This is a genomic window from Tolypothrix tenuis PCC 7101, from assembly GCF_963874875.1.
Taxonomy (GTDB): Bacteria; Cyanobacteriota; Cyanobacteriia; order Cyanobacteriales; family Nostocaceae; genus Aulosira; species Aulosira tenue.
In genome coordinates this window covers 7,595,870-7,614,343 of the sequence record NZ_CAWNJS010000001.1, presented here as the reverse complement: position 1 = coordinate 7,614,343, position 18,474 = coordinate 7,595,870, and the positions used below count along the sequence as shown (strand labels likewise).

Sequence of the window (18,474 nt, the reverse complement as noted above, 5' to 3'; positions counted from 1 at the left end):
AAGTAATTAAAATTTTTACATACATAATTAGGGACAGTTCACATGGCAGGGATGACGCTCGATCAGCTACGCATCTTTCTCGCTGTGGCGGAGCATCTACACTTTACTCGTGCAGCGGAAGAGCTATATATTACTCAACCGGCTGTTAGTGCTGCAATCCAAAGCTTAGAGCAGGAATACCGAGTCAAGCTGTTCCATCGCATTGGCCGTCACATCGAGATTGCGGAGGCGGGTAAATTACTCCAAGAGGAGGCGCGCAAAATTCTCGATCAGGTGAGTTTGACAGAACGCGGATTACGGGAACTCAATAATCTCCAACGGGGAGAATTAAAATTGGGCTCGAGTTTGACAATCGGTAACTATTGGCTTCCGAGTAAGATTAGCGAGTTTAAAAGCCAGTATCCAGGGATTTCTGTTAACTGTACCCTGGCGAATGCAGAGACGATTTGTGCCGGAACAGTCATGGGACAATTTGATTTGGGTTTGGTGGAAGGAGATGTCAAGCCAGAACTGCAAACAACGATGGACTATGAAATTATCGGCAGCGATCGCTTACAAATTGTGGTCGGCCAAACGCACCCTTGGTTTGAACGTGGCGAAATTGAACTGACAGAACTGACTCAAACTCCTTGGGTGATGCGGGAACCAGGTTCGGGAACACAGCAAAGATTTGAGGAAGCTTTGCAAAACTGGGGTATCAACCTTAGCCAACTTGATGTCATGTTAGTTTTTAATAGCGGCGAGATGGCAAAAGCCGCAGTAGAAAGCGGTGTTGGTGCTACAGGAATTTCTGAGTTAATGGTAAAAAAAGAAATCCAACTGGGGACTTTACGTGCCATCCAAGTTATCGATAATCGAAATAGCTCTAGCGTGAGTGCAGAGATTATTCGACCTTTCTTTAAACTCAAACATCGACAGCGTTTCCAAACAGCTCTCTCGAAAGCTTTTGAAGAAATGCTAATAACATCACATTTGCCTAATTCATCACGCAGTTCATCAATATTGGCACTAGAAAGGCAAGTCTCTTAGCTGGCTACCATTTTTTTATTGGTGTTATTTGATATACGAGAATAGATAATACAGTTATTCAGCATAAAACCCTTAAAAGCTTATATTGAAAAGGTTTTGTGTATATTCTCGTATCTCAATTAAGTGTAAAAAATTTAAATTAACACAATCAATAAATAAAATTGTCACTCAATAAGGTTCAGTAAATTACTTCCTTGATGCCCTAAGAAAACAGGTAACAAACAACTAGGAATAGTGTGAATAAAAAAACAAGCTGATTCCCACAGTATTGCAGCATAAATTACATTTTTTCTGCCAATACATCGACTGGAATTACTAGCCAGCAAGATTAGAACATTTTCCGCAAGTCTTGAGAATACCTTATAAGTTACGTATATATAATCTGATTTTTATCACTTACCTTTCGGTAGATTATATATAACTACAAAAGTAGTATATTTGAGAAAGACTGTCAGAAAACTTGCCAGCAATCCTCATGCTAAATCAGTAAATTTAAAATAATTAATGGTAAAACTTCAGGAGTCAAGGGTTACGGGTTAAAAGTCCTCATTGAAAAATCTTGGACTAGTTGGCATTGCACCTTTATAGTCACTGCAACGAGGAGGAAATGGAAAATTCTATGAGGTTAAATTCAAATTAATTTTTTCTTAACTTTTTTTGAGGTTCCTTATATACCATGACATCCCCTAATTCACCTACTGATTTTGAAGAAAGCCTTCCCGAGTCATCATTTGAGCCACCACCAAAACAAAGGAGGTGGCTTCGGTTATTGTTAGCTGCACTATTATTACTGGGTGGTGGTGCGATAGTTTGGCGTTTGGTAACGCCGCAACAGCAACCCGCTCAAACTAACGCTCAACCTCCTGGCGTAAGAGTCAAGTTAGCCCCCGTACAAACAGGCACAATTCAAGACAGTTCCGATTTTATTGCCAACCTAGAGTCCCGGCGTTCAGTCAGCCTACAACCAAGAATCCAAGGACAAGTTACTCAGATATTTGTGCGATCGGGAGATAGGGTAGCTGAAGGTACGCCCATTATCCAGGTAGATCCCAGACAGCAACAAGCAGCAGTTAGTGGGTTAAATGCAGGGGCTCAAGGAGCGAGAGCGCAATTACAAAATGCTTTGGCTACACTGAAATCCTTACAAGCCGATCGCCTATCGAATGTTGCTGATGTCCAATTAAACCAGCAAGATTACAACAGGTATGTCACCCTGGCTGCGGAAGGCGCTGTCTCCCGACAAGTCAGAGATCAGTACGCCAATCGCCTAGCGACTTCTAAAGCCCAACTCAACGCCATAGATTCTAAAATTCAAGCACAGCAAGCTACTATATCCCAGGCAGAAAAAGCTTTACAGCAAGCTGAGGCTAATACTAAGCAACAAGTAGTTGAGCTGCAATACTACAAAATTACGGCACCCTTCGCTGGCACCGTTGGTAATATTCCTGTGAAAGTGGGAGATTTCGTGAATAATTCCACGCAATTAGCTACTATTACCCAAAATCAACCACTAGAAGTCAATATTTCCATTCCTCTAGAGCGAGGGGCACAATTACGTCAAGGCTTACCTGTGGAAGTCATGGATGCTCAAGGACAACCCATAGGTAACAGCAAAATATTCTTTATTTCTCCCAATGTGGGTAATGGCACACAAGCCATACAAGTTAAAGCTTTATTGAACAACTCGCAAGGTAAATTGCGGGCAGATCAATTAGTCAGGGCAAAAGTGATTTGGAATCAAAAGCCAGGAGTATTGATTCCCACAACAGCAGTATCTCGCGTAGCTGGAGAAACCTTTGCTTATGTAGCGCAAACAGAAAACGATCCCCAAGGTAAACCGCAATTAATCGCGCGGCAAAAGCGGATCAAGCTAGGCAACATTCAAGGTAATAATTACCAAGTTCTCGAAGGATTGCAGCCAGAAGAACAAATTATCGTCTCTGGGTTGCTGAATTTGAGAGATGGTGTGCCTGTGATTGCAGAGTAGGGATTGGGGACTGGGGATTAGGGACTGGGGATTAGGGACTGGGGCGCAGACAGGGTAATTGCCCAATGCCCCCATGCCCAATGCCCAATGCCCAATGCCCCATTACCCATTACCCATTACCCATTACCCATTCCCCATTCCCCATTTCATGTTTGTCGATTTTTTTATCAGGCGACCTGTATTTACAAGTGTCTGCTCTATCATCATCCTTTTGGTAGGCGCAATCAGCATTCCCACGCTACCTACAGCACAGTATCCAGAAATTAGTCCGACTCAAATTACTGTGACTGCAAACTATGTTGGTGCTAGTGCAGAAGTTGTGGAAAATACCGTGACGACGGTATTAGAACGTCAAATTAATGGCGTTGAAGGCTTGAAGTACATGACTTCGAGCAGTAGTAACAATGGTAATAGTACGATTACAGTCACATTTGATCCATCACGAAATAAAGATATTGCCGCAGTTGATGTGCAAAATCGCGTTTCGCTCGCGGAACCATTTTTACCAGAAGTGGTGCAGCAAACTGGAGTGACTGTCACCAAACAATCGAACAATATCCTGTTAGCGATCGGGTTGTACTCGGATAACCAAGAGTTCGACAATGTCTTTTTAAGTAATTACGCTGACTTGTATATCGTCGATGCCGTCAAAAGAATCAATGGTGTAGGCGAGGCACAGATTTTTGGGGAACGGCGTTATGCAATGCGGTTGTGGCTTGACCCCAACCGTCTGGCTAGTCGCAGCCTCACCGCCCAAGATGTGATTGATGCCCTCAACGAGCAAAACGTACAGGTGGGTGCAGGACAAATTGGTCAGCAGCCCACATTGCCCGATCAAATGTATCAAGTTGATTTGCAAGCCATCGGTAGATTAACGGATGTCACGGAATTTGACGATATCGTGATCAAGACTGCTACGGATGGGACGCTGATCAAACTGAAAGATGTGGGTCGGGCGGAATTGGGAGCAGAAAACTATAACTCCTTTCTGAGATTTAGGGGTAACGAAGGTGTAGGTATAGGGATATTTGCCACTCCTGGCAGTAATGCCCTAGATGTGGCTCATGCCGTCAAAACAGAAATTGTCCGACTGGCACAAAGTTTTCCACCAGGGATGAAATATCAAGTAGCTTTTGATACAACATCATTTGTGGAAGCTTCCTTGGCAGAGGTGGTTAAGACACTGGTAGAAGCGATCGCACTTGTGGTCTTGGTAATTTTCCTGTTCTTACAAGACTGGCGCACTACCTTGATTCCGGTGATTGTGATTCCTCTGACTTTGGTAGGGACATTTGCCTTTATCAAAGTGTTTGGATTTTCTATCAACACCCTGACCATGTTTGGTTTAACCCTCGCCACAGGTTTGGTGGTGGATGACGCAATCATTGTTGTGGAGAATATCTCTCGCTTAATCGAAGATGAGGGGATGTCACCTCGTCAGGCCGCGTCTGAATCCATGAGGGAGCTATTTGGGGCAGTAATTGCCACATCTTTAGTGCTAATGGCTGTATTTGTCCCCGTTGCCTTTTTCCCAGGCTCTACAGGACAGATATATAAACAATTTGCGCTGACAATCGCCTTTTCGATGGCGATTTCTACCTTTTTAGCCTTAACTCTAACTCCTGCGCTTTCGGCTTTGTTGCTGCGTCGCGGACAAAGACCCCGTGGTTGGTTAGGTTGGGTTTTTGAGCGGATTAACCGCTTTATTGATTGGATGCGCCGAGGCTATGAGCGATCGCTATTTCGTTTGAATAAGTTAAAAGCGATCGTTGTCCTCTTATTTGTTATTTCCTTGGGGTTGACAGCTTGGCTTTACACCCGCGTACCCACAGCATTTATCCCCGACGATGACCAAGGCTATTTCATCACCATCATTCAAGGGCCAGAAGGCGTTTCCCTGAACTACACAAGTAAAGTGATGGCTCAGGTAGAAAAAGAAATTCTCAAATTACCAGAAGTTACAGGTACATTTGCGATCGGTGGTTTTGGTTTTAGCGGTAACTCTGCTAATAGTGGGGCGATTTTCACTACCCTTAAACCTTGGGAAGAACGTCACGAACCAGGACAGTCAGCAGCAGCAATCATTGGTAAGTTAGCAGGAGTTTTATCCGCCATTCCAGAAGCCCGAATCTTTCCAGTGAACCCACCATCTATTCAAGGTTTAGGCAGTTTTGGAGGCTTCCAATTCCAGCTACAAGATAGAGCCGGGAACAGTGGTTTAAATACTCTCTTGGAAGTCATGGGTCAGTTACTTCAACGTGGTAATCAGACACCAGGATTACAAGCCGTATTTAGCACATTTAACGCCAATACGCCGCAAATGCTGATTGAAGTCAACCGCAACAAAGCCAAAGCCTTGCAAGTTCCCGTAGATGAGGTTTTTAATACCTTGCAAAGTTACTTGGGTTCGCGGTATGTCAACGACTTTAATTTACTCCAACGAACTTATCGAGTCTATGTGCAAGCAGACGCGCAATTTCGCTCCAATCCTGAAGATATTGGCAAGTTGTACGTTCGCTCTGACAATAATCAGATGATTGCTTTGAGCAATTTAGTCAAAGTCACTTCCACTACTGGCGCGCAAACAATCAACCACTATAACTTGTTCCGTTCGATTGAAATTAACGGTTCAGCCGCCCCAGGTTATAGTTCTGGACAAGCAACCACAGCAATGGAACAACTAGCAAAGCAGGTTCTACCAGCGAGTATGGGCTACGAATGGTCAGGAATCGCGGCTGAAGAACAAGAATCTGGCGGTCAAGCACCAATCATTTTTATCTTGGGCTTGGTGTTTGTCTTCCTAGTATTGGCTGCTCAGTATGAGAACTACGTTGATCCGTTGATTATTATGCTGGCAGTACCCCTAGCTATTTTAGGCGCACTGTTAGCGCAGTCGATGCGTGGTCTACCCAACGATGTATTCTGCCAAGTTGGTTTAGTGATGCTGATTGGTTTAGCCAGTAAAAACGCGATTTTGATTGTAGAATTTGCCAACCAGCTGCGAGAACAGGGTCTTTCGCTCACCAAAGCAGCTATTCAAGCATCACAAGAGCGCTTACGACCAATTTTGATGACTTCCTTATCCTTTATTTTAGGGATTTGGCCGTTAGTCAACCCTGTAGGCGCGGGTGCAGCCAGCCGAAAATCACTTGGTACTGCTGTGGCTGGTGGGATGATTGTTTCTACTCTGTTGAGTTTGTTCGTAGTGCCAATTTTATACATCGTCATTGGCAAAATTCGCGATCGCTTCCGTCGCCATCCTCAGCACCCACAATTGCCAGACTCTACCCAGGATGACAAAGTAACTTACACAACTCACCACGGAGGCTAAACAAGGAGAGCAGGGGGCAAAGAGTTTCTCTATGTAATACCTAGATTCTGCCCAATACTACTCAGTTAAGCGTTTTGAACTCAAAATAGCTTTTGGGAAAAAGGTTAAAGGTTAAGGGTAAAAGGTTGTTTCTTTCCCTTTTCCCATTCCCCTTTTTCCCCTTAACCGAAAAGTCTTGAGATTCTGTCAAAGTTACTTAATTTTGAATTGAATTATGCCACCTTTAACAGGAAAAGTTGCAATTATCACTGGTGCATCGCGGGGTATTGGAAAAGCGATCGCACTCAAGCTCTCAAATAACGGTGCATCAGTTGTCGTCAACTATGCAGGTAATACCGCCAAAGCCGAAGAAGTTGTAGCTGAAATTACTCAGCAAGGAGGACAAGCCATCGCTATCCAAGCAGATATTAGCCAAGTAGCTGAAATTGAGCGGCTCTTTGATCAAGCTATTGCCAAATTTGGTAAGGTTGATATTTTGGTGAATAATGCTGGCAGTATCGTTTACAAGCCCATAACGGAAATCACAGAAGCCGATTTTGATAAAATCTTTGCTGTCAACGTCAAAGGTACATTTTTTGCTTGTCAACAAGCCGCCCAAAAGCTGACAGAGGGTGGACGGATTATCAACTTCTCCTCCTCAACTACAGCCCTGATGCTACCAACTTATAGCGCTTATGTCGCCACTAAAGGCGCTGTAGAACAAATCACGCGAGTATTAGCTAAAGAACTCGGTACGAAGAAAATTACAGTCAACGCCGTTTCTCCAGGCCCCACAGATACAGAACTGTTCCGCGATGGTAAAAGTGACGAACAAATTAACCGTCTAGCCCAAATGGCCGCTTTAGGAAAATTGGGAGATGTGCAAGAAATCGCTGATGTAGTAGCTTTTTTAGCTAGCGATGAAGCTAGATGGATTACAGGGCAAAATATTCGCGTCAATGGCGGAATTGCATAATCTAACAATTATTTACTTAGCTAAAGAGAAAGGAGAAAATCATCTTCCCTGAGGACTCTTAACAAATGACTAATGCCAAACGCCAAACAGCAAACACCCAATATAATGTCTATGGCAGCTAACCAAATAGGTGAGTGAATATAAGCTAAAAAACGTTGTATGAAAACGTTGACAACGCTTATGTATATCAGTTAATTCACTGACTTTTGGCTTCTGTTTTACCCACGAAATGTCATTCCGCAACATCCTAACAATTATGGATTTATCCAACTTTACTACACTTCAAAACTTAGAAGCTGCCTTCGGTGGCGAATCGATGGCAAATAGAAAGTATCTGTTTTTTGCTGAGGTGGCGCGTAAACTTGGGTTTACAGACATAGCGAAACTTTTTAAAGAAACAGCAGATCAAGAAACAGAACACGCGTTTGCACATTTTGTTTTGCTACATCCAGAACTAGTTGTTCAAGATCCAGCGGTGTTAACTGATGAACAAAAGCGAGAAATTATCTCTCGTTGTTTATCTTTAGCAATTGAAGGCGAAACCTATGAATACACTACAATGTATCCAGAATTCGCCTCAGCTGCTCAACGCGATCGCGACAATCCTGCAGCAGAAGAATTTCTTAAACAAGCAAAAGAATCTAGCGAACACGCTACCACATTTCGTGAAGCAGCCCATCGTTTTGGTTTGTTGAAATTCATCGAAAATTACCACGCAGATCGCTACGCGGAAGCTTTAGAAGTATTAAATGGTGGACAAGCAGCAACCAGAGTTGCAGGTGAAGATCCAAAAACTCGGAAATGGATTTGCAGACAATGCAGCATGATTTACGATCCTGTTGCTGGCGATCCAGATTCCGGAATTGCGCCTGGTACAGCTTTTGAAGATATCCCTGATGATTGGCGTTGTCCAATTTGTGGCGCAACCAAAAAGACCTTTAAACCACTTGAGGAAAAACTCGCTGCCTAAAATTGTAAGATAGCAGTTATCTCAATACTGCTCGGTTAAGGATTTTAAACTCGGAATTTGGTTTGGGGAAAAGGTGAAAGGGTAAGGGTTAAAGGTTTTTTCTTGCCCCTTTTCCCCTTAACCGACAAGTATTAGCAGTTATCTTGGCGATACCACACTTTGTAGGGCACAACATTGTTGTGCCCTTATTGCTATTAATAATAAGCCGGAGGTTTAGACTAATTTGCTATAGTCAATCCTGATATCAATTAGCATCAAACCTTTTTAATTTTGGGCTTTGAATTGTTAAGCTAATACACATCTAATACCAAGTCAAATAATGGTTGCGACATATCAATTCTAGATGGCAAGGCAGTGCCCATTGGTGTCAACTTAACGTGAAACCCGCTCTTGTGCAAGGTTTCGCCCTCACCCCCAGCCCCTCTCCCACAGGGAGAAGGGAGCAAGAGATTTAGTTCCCCTTCTCCTGCGGGAGAAGGGGTTAGGGGATGAGGGCGCGAGGTATTTGTACAACGCCCGCCCTATATAGCTTTAAGCTTAAGTTGACACAGGTGGGCAGTGCCTTGCCCCTACAATCTGCTACATTCTTTTTTTTATTTTTAGAAATTTATTAAAAATAATTGCGAATAATCTAAATTCTTAAATAATATTTACTACAAATAAATGATGAGGTATATTGCAATATTTTTGCAAGCTGGTATTAATTGATAGATAGTATTTTTGGCTTTAATCTCCGTCTTGAAATACTAACGTTTGAATTTGAGCATTACATAAATCAAACAAGGTGCTGATACACAATATATGGTTATCAATCAAAGCCAGTTACAATCAATATTAGCTCAAAATAGTATTAAATCCGATACTCTAGAATTACTCTGGAATGTTGACTCACAGCAAATATATGGCTTGACATTTGCTGGTGCTGAAGCGATAAAGTATTGGCAACAACTTCGTCAGCTTGTAAATGAGACAGAACATTATCCTTTGTTGCTAGGAAATCGAGATGAAGTTGAATCTCATCTAGAAACACTTAAATTCTCCAACCAAGATTCCTCAATTTATCAATCCTTAACTGTTGCTGAAATCATCACTCAAGCAGATACTTTTAATGTAGATGAGTGGCTGAATAATAAAGCAAAACATCAAAGGGAAGAAAGAGAAATTTTATGGGCAGATGATAGTAACAGCATAGAAATGCAGAATACTTTAGATCCACTGACCCAAGCAGAAATTGGTGAATGGGACGATTTAATTTCTGAACAACCAGAAAGATATACAATTCCCTATAATATTTTGACTCGTCTACCACATCCAAATATAGTATTAGCAATGATTCCCACTAAATTAAGTTGGCAAGTTCCGGCTTTTCTAAAATTTGGTAATTGGAATGATTGCCCTCTACCAACAATACACATGGGACTAATGAAATACTGGCAGCAGAAATATGGTGCAGAAGTAGTTGGCATTACCCATGATGTAGTAGAGATGTGCGTTAATCATCCTCCCCAAAATCGCGAAGATGCATTTCGCCTAGCTCAAGAACAGTATATGTATTGTGCTGATATTGTAGACCAAGGGGTAGAAACGCTAAATAATTTAGCAGCTATGTTGCTCAACAGAAAAGTTTGGTATTTCTGGTGGGATTAAGCTAGTAGTAAAACAGATGCGATCGCGGGCAAAGAATGGAGAAATTAGAGTTTAATTACTTATCGGTTATAAACATGATTTGAATCAATATAAATTAATTTCCCCCTTGCTGACAAGGAGGAAAAGGGAGACAAGGCCGATATAAGGACAGAGGACAAATGACAAATACCAAACACCAAGCGCCAAATACCAAATGCCTCATCTCCCATACTTGATGGAGGCGTTGCTGAATCATGGATGATTGCGCCAATTATGCAATGAATTATTAATTATGGAAATTGATAATTCATCCTACATTTATGCAACGCTGCTATTTAATTAGGACTTACGCAAGTGTCATATTTTTTCGTTTAGGTTTGTCCAGGGGAGCCAGTCACGTGCGGAGGTTCCCTCCGTTGAGTGAACTGGCGTTCAAATGTCAAGAGTCCAAAAAGTCTAAATTTTTGACCTTTGACTCTTGACTCTTGACTCCTAGGCCAGAGGATCAATGTGCCAGTTGCGTAAGTCCTGTTAATATTGACTGCCGGATTTCCGATGTTGAATGGCAGTGAAGCCATCGTTTTCTAATACTTCTCCACTATTCACTACGGCATAAATTAAATATCTGTCGCCGCATTCAAGTTGATTTTGGACTGTACATTCTAAATAGGCTAAAGCTTCATTCAAAATTAAGCAGCCATTTTCAGCAGTTTGGGTAGGAAGATTTGCAAAGGGATTTTCGCCTAAACTGCTGTGACGAGAAAAATAGCGCCGGACATTTCTACCTTCTTTGAGGATGTTCAGCACAAATTTGTCACCAGGATGACGCATTAAATCAGCATTCTGCTCTTGAGCGATCGCAATCATAATTCCTGGTGGGTTAAAAGTTGCCTGGGATACCCAAGAAGTTAAAATACCTTTGTGATTGTCTCCATCGTGAGTTGTAACGACGCACAAAGAACCAATAATTCTGCCTACTGCTTGTTCGGTGCGGTCTACTTGTGCTTCTGTGGCTACGAGGCGAGAAGTCCGCAGTTTCTTAGTTTTCTTCAAGTTTTGGGCAAAGGTTGCACCCGCATCTTGACACTGCTGTAAAACATAGGGAGTCGGGCTAAAGCGGACGCGAATTGTCTCAAACCCTAAACCATAATTGGCATCTTTGAGCTTACTTTCGATTAAATCAATCGCCTCGCCACTCCAACCGTAGGAACCAAAAACCCCAGCTAACTTAGTTTTCGCACCCGAAGCTAGGACTATTCCTAAAGCAGTTTGAATTTGCGTTGGTGCATGACCACCTAAAGTTGGTGAACCTATAATTAAGCCATCGCAAGCTTCAACAACGCGGGTGATTTCCGCCGCATCTGCTAGTTCACAGTTGATGGATTCGACATTAATGCCATTTTCAATTAAACCTTGAGCGATCGCCTGAGCCAAAATCGCTGTATTTCCATAAGCAGAGGCGTAAAGTAAGGCCACGCTTAACTCTTGGGACTTTTGACCTTGACACCATTGACGATAATCATAGGTAAAACGGCTGAGGCTGTAACGCACAACCGGGCCATGTGCAGGTGCGTAAGATTTGGCAGCAAAAATTGCCAGTTTATCTAAAGCGGTTTCTACTTGTTTAGCTTGGGGAGCATGAAGACAATCAAAATAGTAGCGACGTTCTGCGTCTAAAGCTTTCCAATCTTCATCAAATAACGCATCCTCACAAATATGAGCGCCAAAAAACTTGTCGGTGTAGAGAATTTTGGTTGCGGAATCGTAAGTACAAAGTCCATCAACCCAGTGGGGAGTAGGAACACTAATAAATGATAGAAGATGTCCTTGTCCTAAATCGAGAGTATCTTCTGAACGCACAGCTTGAATCCGGGATTCCCATTCCGGAAAAGCGGTTTTGAGCGCATTCGCAGCTGCACGAGAACAAATTAACGTAACTTGCGGCGCTAGCGAGAGCAAAACCTTTAAAGTAGCTCGGCGGTTAGGGTTGACATGACCGAGAACAATATAATCAAGAGTGGTCAAGTCTAATTGTTGTGCTAGTTGTGCTAAGAAAATCTCCGTAAAAGACTCACCAGGAGGGTCAATTAAAACCTTTTTATCAGCTTGAATCAAATAAGAATTTGCTGTAGTTCCCTTTTGGCGGGAATATTCAACCTCAAATTTAAGACGTTCCCAAGTACGCGATCGCAATATCAGCGTATTTGTACCAATTTCAGCTAACTGAACATCTCGAGAACGGTTGGGGGTTAGGGTGGCGGTGGACATAATGGGGATTGGGGATTGGGGACTGGGGATTGGGGATTGGGGACTGGGGATTGGGGATTGGGGATTGGGGATTGGGGAACTCGGGGCATTTTTCCCCCTCTGCTCCCTTGCTTCCTCTGCTCCCTCTGCTTTTTAACGTCCGTTACTGTTCGCTAATTCCGTTTTATGGAGGCGTTGATAGCGTTTAGATACTTCTTGTTCTGGATCGATGCCTTCAAATGTTGGGGGTAGCCAAACTCGTAAGAAAAGTAGTACTCCCAAAACGAGTAAGAATGCACAAGTGGCTAAAACTTGGCTGGAACTAATTTCTAGTACGCCTTTGACAATCACTTCTCTTAACGCTGAGACAATGGAAACTTCGACGGCTACACCAATCGAAATGCGTTGTTCTTGGAGGTAAATTATGAGCAGCCGGAATAACTCAACTAAGATCAGTAAAAACAGAATATCGGCTGTGACTACATGGAAATCTAATGGAGGGAGCAAGGAGAAAAACATATCTCTCACTTGAATCACCATGAAGCTAAATAAACCCATGCACAAGGAAATCACAATCATGTCTTGGATAAATTCCAAGGTTCGCAGAATGCGCCCCCGATTGATTTCATAAGCGGGGATTGAGTTCTTTTCAACAGGCTGATACATATTGGGGGGATTGGGGATTGGGGACAAGATAAATTGAAGAAGGCAGAGGGCAGAAGGCAGAAGAGAATTCTGCCTTCTTCCATATAAAAAGTCGAGCATTTATAAGTTTGAGTCGAATTTTTACAGCTTTGTCTGCTTTTTTCTAGTAAAAAGTCGAGCATTTATAAGTTTGGGTCGAATTTTTACAGCTTTGTCTGCTTTTTTCTCGTGAAAAGTCGAGCATTTATAAGTTTGGGTCGAATTTTTACAGCTTTGTCTGCGTTTTTATCGTGAAAAATGGTGTCTTCACAAGTTTTGTGGCATTTTTTGCCATAAACTTCTGCAAAAATTTGCGAATAGGGAACAGGGAAAAATAAATCATGCCCCATGCCCCATGCCCAAATTTAGTAATGATTACCGATTTTGCGGTGGTGGACGGCGGTGAGGGCGTTGACTTTGGCAACTCGTCCGGTTTGGACTGTGCTGTAAATAATCCAATGGTCGCCACAATCGATGCGGCTGGTGATTTCGCATTCCATGTAGGCTAAGGCTTCAGCTAAAATGGGGGAGCCGTTGGTGGCTGGATAGGTTTTGACTCCGGCAAATCGGTCTGCACCTGGGGGAAAGCGCTTGAGGAAATGTTTCATTAAGCCTTGATAATTGCCTTCTTCTAAAACATTTAAGACAAAGCGATCGCCTACGTGCATTAATGATTCAATAGCGCGGTCTTTGGAGACTGCGATTGCTACTCCTAAGGGATTTAAGCTGGCTTGGGTTACCCAAGAAGCCAACATGGCACTTTGAACTTCTCCTTTTTTGGCAGTAATAATGTAGAGTCCGTTGCTAATTCTGCCTAAGGCTTTCTCTAAATTTGTGTTGATGGATTTGATTTGTTTGATGGTGTGATCGCGGGTTAACCATTGCCCTATATCTGTACCTGCTTCATCACACAGTTGTTCTAGGGAAGCGGTGGGATTTTCTTTAACTAAAATTGGCGGGAAGGCTTCTGTTAATCCTAATTCCTGAAATTTGTTGCGTAGGGGATAAACTGGTTCATCTTCGCCGCCACCAGATTCTAATAAACCAATGCTTTGTTTATTATGAGCCGCCGCTAAAATTGTGCTAATTGCCGCTTGAGCATTCACTGCATTTTGAGCAGGCATACTAATAATTAACCCAGCCGCTTGTCCTACTAATTCCCGGACTTCTTGCGGTTCGGCGCTGTTGATATCAACTAATTCTACTGCGACACCTGTTCTCGTGCAGCCATGCGCGATGGTTCTTACTAAATGTTCGCTATAGCCGTAATCTTCGGCATAAAATAGCGCCACTAATTTCTCAGTTTTTGCTTGTTCTAAACTCCAGTTTTGATACCGTCCCAGCCATTCGGGAATATAGTTTTTGAGTAAAGGCCCGTGTCCGGTTGCAACTGTACCAATTGCTAAATTTTCAATCCGCTTTAAAGCTGCTAATACAGAGCGGGCATTCGGCCCCATTAAACAATCATAGTAATATTTAAAATCATCTTCGATCACATTAAAATTCTCATCATAAGTGTGATCGTCGCAGTAGTGCATTCCAAATACATCGCAGGTGTAGAGAATGCCTGTTTTGTGGTCGTAAGTCAAAATTGTGTCAGGCCAATGTAAGTTAGGCGCAGAGATAAATTCTAATTCGTGATTATTTCCTAATGCTAAACGCTGTCCACTCTTCACCTGGATAGATTTAAATGGCTGGTGAATCATGTTTTCCAAAAATTGAATTGCCACCTTCGCCGCCACAATAGTGATATCGGGAGCTAGTTGTAAGATGTCTTTAACTAAAGCACTATGATCTGGTTCGGTGTGGCTGACAATTAAGTAATCTATTTTTGTGGGTTCAATGATTCCTGTTAGTAATTCTAGATATAACTGTTCAAATTTGCGATGAGAAGTATCAACTAAAGCAATTTTTTCATCTTGAATTAAAAAAGAATTATAGGTTGTACCATTACGTAAGCCAAATTCAACATCAAAGCGTTCTCTATCCCAGTCAAGACAACGAATAGCGGTTGTTTGTGGTGCAATTTCTACAGTTTCAATTGTCAAAAGTCCGGGAGAAGCAAGTGTTTGTGGGGCTTTTGTGAGTAAGTTCATGTGATTTATCTAAAAATATTTTCTTTAGTTAATGTGCTTATTTATATAATTGCTACAAAATAGTGAATTAGTAAAATGTTTATTTCTAAAGTAAGCCATCAGAAACATTTATTGTTGATGAGCGTGTAATTACCATTGATTAATATCAATGTTTATCATTGAAGCTTTAGATAATAAGTTTTAGAGATGGAAGTGATGAATATTTTTAGATTTCATTTACTTAATTTAGAACCCCGACTTCTTCAAGAAGTCGGGGTTCTGGGCACTACAGTTTGATTAATCAATTGGAAACATGACGGCGATGCTTAATAGTGAAAATACTGAGAAATAGACCAGCATTGCTAAATAAATAACTCTTGTAGAGCTTAATTGCATCTGCGATCGCTAACCTTTGATGCGCTTAAATGTAGCTCTAAATACAATTTTTGGGCATTTTTTGCTTTTAAATACAAGATAATGTTGGAAAAAACCTATATCTTTGGTTGGAATCGTTCTCTATCTAAAGAAGTAAATACTTGCTATCTCAGCAGTTTCATCTTATAAATGGATAACTCGTACAAAGTTAAAAAGACAAACTACTTTTCGGTTCGTGGAGTTGTTTTACTTTGTGACAAACAATAGTTTGTCTAATCACGGTGGATTTACGTAGTTGCAATGATTTGGGAAGTATTGGCAAGACTGACAGAAGACGCATAAATCCACATTTTTTCCTCAATATCAGAACCGCTGCATCTGGAAAAATCAAGGATGAAATACTGGATTAGGAAATTAGTAATCTGTATCTTTTTACTCTATAACTGGTTATTAGGAACTAATTACGCAGCCGCCAATCAACTTGCAAATAATGATGTACCGCCATTCCATGCAATCACAGCTATGGAAAATATTGCCAGTGCGGACAATATTTTTAGTGATAGTAGAAGAGAAGATTTGCGGCGATTTCGTGAGATAGTTAAAGCCACAGAGAAATTAGAGGGATTGTTTACCCTTTATCGCAGCCATGAAGACGGCAGAACTTATTGGGAAATTAAGCCAGAACAGCTTAATAGAAATTACTTAGCGACAGTCACATTAGAATCAGGATTAGGGGAAAGTGGGATTTATAGTGGATTACCCCTAACTGATTTTCTCTTCTATTTCAGAAGAGTCAATAACAATTTGCACTTCGTCGTGCGGAATGTGAAATTTCGTACAGAAGAAGGTGAACCAGAACAGCGATCGCTTACCCGTTCTTTTAGCGATTCGGTGCTTTATGCATTGCCAATTGACACTATTGATCCGTGGAGTAAAAATATTCTGATTAACCTGGATGACTTACTCATGCAGGATTTCCCCGGTTTAACTCCTATATTGAAATATTCTTTACAAGCTGATTACCGCTTAGAACCCAGCAAGTCTTATTTTGGCGATATTAACAGCTTCCCGGAAAATCTCGAGATTGATTCTATTTACGGTTTTTACTCACCAGAAGGTGCAAATTTAGTTACTTTACCTGATAGTCGCGCACTTTCTTTAAAAGTACATTATAGTTTTTCCCAGCTACCAGAAAATAACGGTTATATTCCCCGAATCGCTGATGATAGAGTCGGATATTTTATTACCGCATTCCAAGATTTTTCTCACAATCATAGTCACGATCCATTTGTCCGTTATATCAATCGTTGGCATCTAGAACCATCAGACCCCAACGCACCTTTATCGCCACCGAAAAAGCCGATTGTATTTTGGATTGAAAATGCTGTACCCCTAGAATATCGTGACGCAATCCGCGCAGGTGTTCTCATGTGGAATCAAGCATTCGCCAAAGCCGGATTCCAAAACGCTATTGAAGTGCAACAAATGCCAGATGATGCTGATTGGCATCCCGCAGATGTGCGTTACAACACTATTCGCTGGTTTAATTCTTTAGATGCGGGTTTTGCTAAAGGGCCGACACGTGTTAACCCATTTACCGGGGAAATACTGGACGCAGATATTATTGTCGATGCTAATATGGTGCGTTCTATTCAGCAAGAATATCGCGCCTATGCAGAGTCAGGGAATAGCAAAAGTAAATTAGATGGTTGTGATGTCGCAGGTTTTCAGCGAGATTCGGAACTCTGTTATGGACGGGAAGCGACAAATCAAGCCGCTATTGGGGCGTTGGCGTTGTCATTGTTACCTGATACAACACCAACCAGCGCAGCCATGCAGGAATATGTGCAGCAATATTTGCGTTCTTTAATTGCCCATGAAGTCGGGCATACTCTGGGGTTACGTCATAATTTTCACGGCAGCACCATGTTAGCGCCCCAAGAATTAAATAACACCGAAATCACCCACAGCAAAGGTTTAGCGGGTTCGGTGATGGATTACTTACCTGTGAATATAGCACCCCAGGGTGTAGAACAAGGTGATTATTTCCCTGGGGTGATTGGCCCTTATGATGAATGGGCAATTGAGTATGGTTATAAAATCAACCCAGAAGCCACAACTGATGCGATTCTACCGGAAGCCGAAAAAAGCTTCTTAGAAAAGATTGCTTTAGCATCGCCACAGCCAGAATTATCCTATGCCACAGATGAAGATATCTGGGATATTAACCCCCTAGCAAATCTCTGGGATATGAGTAGTGACGTACTAATATATTCCCAATGGCAAATGGATAACGCCCGTGTGATGTGGGAACGCCTGGATCAGCGTTATCTCGCCCCAGGAGAAAGCTATAGTAATCTGCGCGCCTTATTTAATCGCGTCCTCGGCTACTATTTTCGTAACGCCACCTTAGTTTCTCAATATATTGGTGGGCAATCATTCCGCCGTGTTCATGCTGGTGATGAAACTTCCTGGGCGTTTGTACCAGTTTCTTTAGAAAAACAACGTCAAGCTTTAGCGAAATTGCAAGAATATGTCTTTGCTGAGGATGCTTTTAACTTCTCACCGCAATTACTCAATCAGCTAGCACCATCACGCTGGCAACATTGGGGAAATCCTATCCCGAACGATCGCCTAGATTATCCCCTACACGATCGCATTTTACAATTCCAAAGTCGAGTATTGCGATCGCTCCTCAATAGCGATCGCCTCAGTCGCCTGCAAGATATAGAATTAAAAACACAGCCTGGAAAAGCCCTTTCCATCCCGGAACTATTTGAAACCCTACAACAAGGTATTTGGACAGAAGTTTTCACTCCCGCAGAACCAAAACCCATTTCTAGCCTGCGCCGTTCCTTACAACGCGAATATCTCAATATATTGCTAGAAATGATGTTGCGAAATACCAACACATCAGAAGACGGACGCACACTAGCTTGGTACGAATTACGTCAACTGCAAACTGCAATTGACAACAGACTCAAAGACTTGGGCGAAAACATTGATATTTCCACGTTAGCCCATTTGCAAGTAACGAGCGATCGCATCACCAAAGCATTAGGGATTAGGGACTAGGGATTGGGGATGATTGCGGAATCGATGTCTGTTTGGCATTTTGAAATGGTATAACCAATAACCCCTAGCGCTGAATTTGTCAAGCTTTGTTGCAAATTCCTTGTCAGCAAATAAAATGCC

General features: G+C 42.1%; 10 protein-coding genes. 7 read left to right on the top strand and 3 right to left on the bottom strand.

The annotated features are described in order from the left end of the window. The first annotated feature begins 42 nt into the window (after positions 1 to 42). The 6 genes from AACU25_RS30070 to AACU25_RS30045 all read left to right on the top strand — a co-directional run bounded on the left by AACU25_RS30070 (position 43) and on the right by AACU25_RS30045 (position 9,919). A complete protein-coding gene (locus tag AACU25_RS30070) occupies positions 43 to 1,029 on the top strand; it encodes a LysR substrate-binding domain-containing protein (RefSeq protein WP_096581944.1) in 987 nt (328 codons plus the stop codon). Between the two features lie 676 nt (positions 1,030 to 1,705). After that, complete coding sequence (locus tag AACU25_RS30065) at positions 1,706 to 3,016, top strand: efflux RND transporter periplasmic adaptor subunit (RefSeq protein ID WP_096581942.1); 1,311 nt, start codon at positions 1,706 to 1,708, stop codon at positions 3,014 to 3,016. Between the two features lie 148 nt (positions 3,017 to 3,164). Next, a complete protein-coding gene (locus AACU25_RS30060; RefSeq protein ID WP_096584277.1) occupies positions 3,165 to 6,347 on the top strand; it encodes an efflux RND transporter permease subunit in 3,183 nt (1,060 codons plus the stop codon). Between the two features lie 214 nt (positions 6,348 to 6,561). Continuing rightward, positions 6,562 to 7,302 carry an SDR family oxidoreductase gene (locus AACU25_RS30055; protein WP_096581940.1) on the top strand — a complete coding sequence of 247 codons (741 nt, stop codon included), beginning with the start codon at positions 6,562 to 6,564 and terminating at the stop codon, positions 7,300 to 7,302. A 256-nt stretch (positions 7,303 to 7,558) separates the two neighbouring features. Then, complete coding sequence (gene rd / locus AACU25_RS30050) at positions 7,559 to 8,272, top strand: rubredoxin (RefSeq protein WP_096581938.1); 714 nt, start codon at positions 7,559 to 7,561, stop codon at positions 8,270 to 8,272. A gap of 801 nt (positions 8,273 to 9,073) precedes the next feature. Further along, the gene (locus AACU25_RS30045) at positions 9,074 to 9,919 is read left to right on the top strand and encodes a DUF4253 domain-containing protein (RefSeq protein WP_096581936.1); all 846 of its coding nucleotides are present in this window, start codon (positions 9,074 to 9,076) and stop codon (positions 9,917 to 9,919) included. A gap of 510 nt (positions 9,920 to 10,429) precedes the next feature. Here the strand turns inward: AACU25_RS30045 and AACU25_RS30040 are convergent. From AACU25_RS30040 to AACU25_RS30030, 3 genes are all read right to left on the bottom strand, one after another. Further along, positions 10,430 to 12,166 (bottom strand): diflavin flavoprotein, encoded by a 1,737-nt coding sequence (locus tag AACU25_RS30040; protein WP_096581934.1) that lies wholly within the window; start codon positions 12,164 to 12,166, stop codon positions 10,430 to 10,432. A gap of 132 nt (positions 12,167 to 12,298) precedes the next feature. Beyond that, complete coding sequence (locus AACU25_RS30035) at positions 12,299 to 12,811, bottom strand: phosphate-starvation-inducible PsiE family protein (RefSeq protein WP_045867663.1); 513 nt, start codon at positions 12,809 to 12,811, stop codon at positions 12,299 to 12,301. Positions 12,812 to 13,194: 383 nt separating this feature from the next. Next, positions 13,195 to 14,925, bottom strand: a complete 1,731-nt coding sequence (locus tag AACU25_RS30030; protein ID WP_096581928.1) for a diflavin flavoprotein — start codon at positions 14,923 to 14,925, stop codon at positions 13,195 to 13,197. A gap of 747 nt (positions 14,926 to 15,672) precedes the next feature. On the opposite strand from AACU25_RS30030, the gene AACU25_RS30025 reads away from it, so the two are divergent. Next, positions 15,673 to 18,354 carry a zinc-dependent metalloprotease gene (locus tag AACU25_RS30025; protein ID WP_096581926.1) on the top strand — a complete coding sequence of 894 codons (2,682 nt, stop codon included), beginning with the start codon at positions 15,673 to 15,675 and terminating at the stop codon, positions 18,352 to 18,354. Positions 18,355 to 18,474: the final 120 nt, after the last annotated feature.